5 protein-coding genes are annotated in these 4,601 nt (G+C 63.8%); all 5 read left to right on the forward strand.

The genetic code is table 11. The features are described 5' to 3' along the window. Positions 1-1,008, forward strand: a 1,008-nt coding sequence (gene odhB / locus EN964_RS25325) for a 2-oxoglutarate dehydrogenase complex dihydrolipoyllysine-residue succinyltransferase (protein WP_127276877.1), incomplete at its 5' end; no start/stop codon positions are given. A gap of 95 nt (positions 1,009-1,103) precedes the next feature. Further along, the gene (locus EN964_RS25330) at positions 1,104-1,802 is read left to right on the forward strand and encodes a DUF4241 domain-containing protein (protein WP_164748784.1); all 699 of its coding nucleotides are present in this window, start codon (positions 1,104-1,106) and stop codon (positions 1,800-1,802) included. Positions 1,803-1,853: 51 nt separating this feature from the next. Beyond that, complete coding sequence (locus EN964_RS25335) at positions 1,854-2,321, forward strand: hypothetical protein (protein WP_236382951.1); 468 nt, start codon at positions 1,854-1,856, stop codon at positions 2,319-2,321. After that, positions 2,318-3,073: an SDR family oxidoreductase gene (locus EN964_RS25340; protein ID WP_127267778.1), complete on the forward strand. Its 756-nt coding sequence runs from the start codon at positions 2,318-2,320 to the stop codon at positions 3,071-3,073. The genes EN964_RS25335 and EN964_RS25340 overlap by 4 nt, the downstream gene beginning before the upstream one ends. Positions 3,074-3,128: 55 nt before the next feature. Beyond that, positions 3,129-4,559 (forward strand): dihydrolipoyl dehydrogenase, encoded by a 1,431-nt coding sequence (gene lpdA, locus EN964_RS25345; RefSeq protein ID WP_329608532.1) that lies wholly within the window; start codon positions 3,129-3,131, stop codon positions 4,557-4,559. Positions 4,560-4,601 lie beyond the last annotated feature (42 nt).

Raw genomic sequence — 4,601 nt, forward strand, 5'->3', positions numbered from 1 at the left:
GTGTCGCAGGCCTCGTCGCCGGATGCGGCATCGACCGGCAAGCAAGCCGCGGCCGAGACCGCCAAGATCGCCGGCGATGCCGGCCCGGTCGAGCCGCGCACCATGCCACCGGCACCGGCCGCAGCGAAACTGATCGCCGAAAGCAATCTCTCGGTCGACCAGATCTCCGGTTCGGGAAAGCGTGGCCAGGTGCTGAAAGGCGACGTGCTCGACGTCATCTCCAAGGGTGCGCCGTCGCAGCCGGCGGAGACGCCGAAGGCGGCACCTGCACCGGTTGCCGTGCGCGCGCCGTCCTCGGGCGACGACGCTTCGCGCGAGGAGCGCGTGCGCATGACCAAGCTGCGCCAGACCATCGCGCGCCGCCTCAAGGAAGCGCAGTCGACCGCAGCCATGCTGACCACCTTCAACGAGGTCGACATGTCAGCGGTGATGGCACTGCGGACCAAGTACAAGGATGTGTTTGAAAAGAAGCACGGCGTGAAGCTCGGCTTCATGGGCTTCTTCACCAAGGCCGTGACACACGCGCTGAAGGAGATCCCCTCGGTCAATGCCGAGATCGACGCCACCGACATCATCTTCAAGAACTATGCCCATATCGGCGTCGCCGTCGGCACCGAAAAGGGCCTGGTTGTGCCGGTCGTGCGCAATGCCGACCAGATGTCGATCGCCGAGATCGAAAAGGACATCGGCCGGCTGGGCATCGCCGCGCGCGACGGCAAGCTGTCGGTCGCCGACATGCAAGGCGGGACGTTCACCATTTCCAACGGCGGCGTTTACGGGTCGCTGATGTCGACGCCGATCCTCAACGCACCGCAGTCGGGCATTCTGGGCATGCACAAGATCCAGGACCGGCCTGTGGTGGTCGGCGGCCAGATCGTGATCCGGCCGATGATGTACCTGGCGCTCAGCTACGATCACCGCATCGTCGACGGCAAGGAAGCGGTGACCTTCCTGGTCCGCGTCAAGGAAAGCCTGGAGGATCCGGAACGGCTGGTGCTCGATCTGTGAGCAAGGCCAACCGCCCCGTGAGCGGCTGGCTGGAACGGTTCGGGTTCAAACTGGGCCGGGCCGCGGGCGGCGCGCAGCGGACTTTTCGGCGCAGTATTTTCTGGCTTGGCTTGTCCACTGCTGTTCCTTCGCTGGCAATCGCCGCCGGATGGAATCCGGCAAAGGTGAGCAGCAACCTCGGCATCTTTGCCCTTAGTGACGTGCAATTGGCGGAGCGGAAGATAACCGTCACCCCGATCGGCCAACTCGAATTGCCGACGGGCGAGATTATGGCCTGCGATCCTCTGGTCACAGGCGATGACTGGCCAGCATTGAGCCGCAAGGTCAAACCTGGAAGTTATCCGGTTTCTCTGTTCGAGGCCCAGGGACGTGTGGCAGCAGCGTTCCTTCGGCTCCGCCCAGGCACGCCGGTCCGCTGGGAACTGGCGACCTTGCCAGACCAGGACGTGTCGACCCTGAAGGACGACGAAATGTTCGGCTACCCCGTCGAAGCCGGCCTTGGCTCTTTCATGGACAAGACGGCGATGGCGCTGATGTCGGCCGAACAGGACAAGCTCAAGGCCGACGAGAATTACTATGACGACGTGCTGGCCGCCGAATTCGCACCCAACCAGGACAGGTTCGTCATGCATCATCCGGTTGCCGGCAACCCGCTCAACATCGCGATGTTCTGGAGCGGCTGGGGTGATGGATTTTATCCGTCATTCTGGGGACTGGACGCAGCAGGCGAGCCGTTGTTGCTGCTGACCGATTTCGGCGTGCTGGAAAACGCCGATGGCCGCGAGAGCAAGTAGGTCGCGCTGATGCAAAGCGTCCTATCGCCCACTATCCGATGTGCAGCCGGGATGCTGGCCGTGTTGTTCACCGACTCTGCCGCAAATGCCGCCTGCCCGATAGAACTCGCCGTCTATGGCGACGCCCAGAGCGGCAGCGAAATCGATTTCACGCCGACCGGCACCTCGGCGACGGTCACCAATACGTTCCGCATGATCCTCGACAACAGTGTGGTGCTCAACGGCATCGTCATGTGGAACGAGGGCGTGTCGCGGCCGAACGGCGCGCTGATGTACAAATGCCCCGAGGGCGACGTCACCGGCGAGGAGCTTGCCGCCTGCACGCCCTGGCATGGCGTCATCTACACGGCGGATGACAAGGGCAACATCGGGCTGCTGCCGGCCGAAGGTGTCGAAGCGCCGAAGACGCTGATCCTGCCGGATCTCGGGCCAGCGTTGCGCCAATCCAGTGCCTATGGCGGCAGCGGGTTTTCGAAAGTGCCGGGGGATGTGTTTGCCTTGAAGGGATGCCAGGAATGAGCGGGACGCAAAAGGTGCTGCTGGTCACCGGCGGCAGCCGCGGCATCGGCGCGGCGATCTGCCGGTTTGGATCGAAGGCCGGCTACAGGGTCGCGGTCAACTACGCTGCGAATCAGGACGCCGCCGATGCACTGGTCGCGGAGATCGAGGCTGCCGGCGGCGAGGCTTTTGCGGTCAAGGGCGATGTCGGCAGCGAGGCCGATATCGTGGCCATGTTCGAGGCCGTCGACCACGCCTATGGACGGCTCGATGCCTTCGTCAACAATGCCGGCATCGTCGACGTCAAGGCGCGCGTCGACGAGATGGACGTTTCGCGGCTGGAGCGCATGATGCGCGTCAATGTCGTCGGCTCGTTCCTCTGCGCCCGTGAGGCGGTCAAGCGCATGTCGACCCGCCATGGCGGGTCGGGCGGGTCCATAGTCAACATCTCGTCGGCGGCAGCGACATTGGGCTCGCCGGGCGAGTATGTCGATTATGCCGCCTCCAAGGGCGCCATCGACACCTTCACCATCGGGCTCGCCCGCGAGGTGGCGCTGGAAGGCATCCGCGTCAATGCGGTGCGCCCTGGCATCATCGACACGGATATCCACGCTTCCGGCGGGCAGCCGGACAGGGTGGAGCGGTTCCGCGACCTGCTGCCGATGAAAAGAGCCGGTACAGTGGCTGAAGTCGCCGGCGCGGTTCTCTATCTTCTCTCCGACGCCGCGTCCTATACGACAGGCGCGATCCTGAATGTAAGCGGCGGCCGCTGAGCGCTCTCAAGCAGATCGAGCAGGATGTTATCCGAAAACCGCGTCACACGGCATCATGCTCAAACAGAAGGACAGTATCATGGCTTATGACGTCGTTATCATCGGATCGGGACCGGGCGGCTATGTCTGCGCCATCAAGGCGGCGCAGCTCGGGCTCAGGGTCGCGGTGGTCGAGAAGAACGCGACCTTCGGCGGTACCTGCCTCAACATCGGCTGCATCCCTTCCAAGGCGCTGCTCCATGCCTCCGAGATGTTCGCCGAGGCCGGTCACTCCTTCGACACGCTCGGCGTCGAGATATCGGCGCCGAAATTGAACCTGAAGAAGATGATGGCGCACAAGGATGCGACGGTGTCGTCGAACGTCAACGGCGTCGCCTTCCTGTTCAAGAAGAACAAGATCGACAGCTTTCGCGGCACTGGCAAGGTGGTCGCGGCAGGCAAGGTGTCGGTGACGGCTGAGGACGGCAAGGTCGAGGAGATCGAGACCAGGAACATCGTCATCGCCACCGGCTCGGATGTCGCCGGCATTCCCGGCGTCAAGGTCGACATCGACGAGAAGGTGATCGTGTCGTCGACCGGCGCTTTGTCGCTTGATAAGGTTCCCGGCCATCTGGTGGTGGTCGGCGGCGGTGTCATCGGGCTCGAGCTCGGCTCGGTGTGGGCACGGCTCGGCGCCAAGGTCACCGTGGTCGAATTCCTCGACACCATCCTGGGCGGCATGGACGGCGAGGTTTCCAAGCAGTTCCAGCGCTTGCTTTCAAAGCAGGGTTTCGAGTTCAAGCTCGGCGCCAAGGTCACCGGTGTCGCCAAGGCCAAGAAGGGTGCGACCGTCACCTTCGAGCCGGTCAAGGGCGGCGCCGCCGAGACGATCGAGGCCGATGCCGTGCTGATCGCCACCGGCCGCCGCGCCTATGCCGACAGTCTCGGCCTCGGGGAAGCCGGCGTCGAGGTCGACGAGCGCGGCCGGGTCAAGACCGATGGCCATCTCAAGACCAATGTCGCGGGCATCTATGCCATCGGCGATGTCATCGCCGGGCCGATGCTGGCGCACAAGGCCGAGGACGAGGGCGTGGCGGTGGCCGAAACCATTGCCGGCCAGGCCGGCCACGTGAACTATGACGTCATTCCGAGCGTCGTCTACACCAGCCCGGAAATCGCCTCGGTCGGCAAGACCGAGGAAGAGTTGAAGAAGGCCGGCATCGACTACAAGGCCGGAAAATTCCCGTTCAGCGCCAATGGCCGGGCGCGCGCCATGCTGCACACCGACGGTTTTGTGAAGATCCTCGCCGACAAGACGAGCGACCGCGTACTCGGCGTGCATATTGTCGGCTTCGGCGCAGGCGAGATGATCCACGAGGCGGCGGTGCTGATGGAATTCGGGGGCTCGTCTGAGGATCTCGCCCGCACCTGCCACGCGCATCCGACGATGTCGGAGGCGATCAAGGAGGCGGCGCTGGCAACGTTCTTCAAGCCGATCCACATCTAAAGGCACTATCCTCGGTCAAGCCCGAGGGTGACGAACGTAGCG

The organism is Mesorhizobium sp. M7A.F.Ca.CA.001.10.2.1 (assembly GCF_003998575.1).
GTDB lineage: Bacteria > Pseudomonadota > Alphaproteobacteria > Rhizobiales > Rhizobiaceae > Mesorhizobium.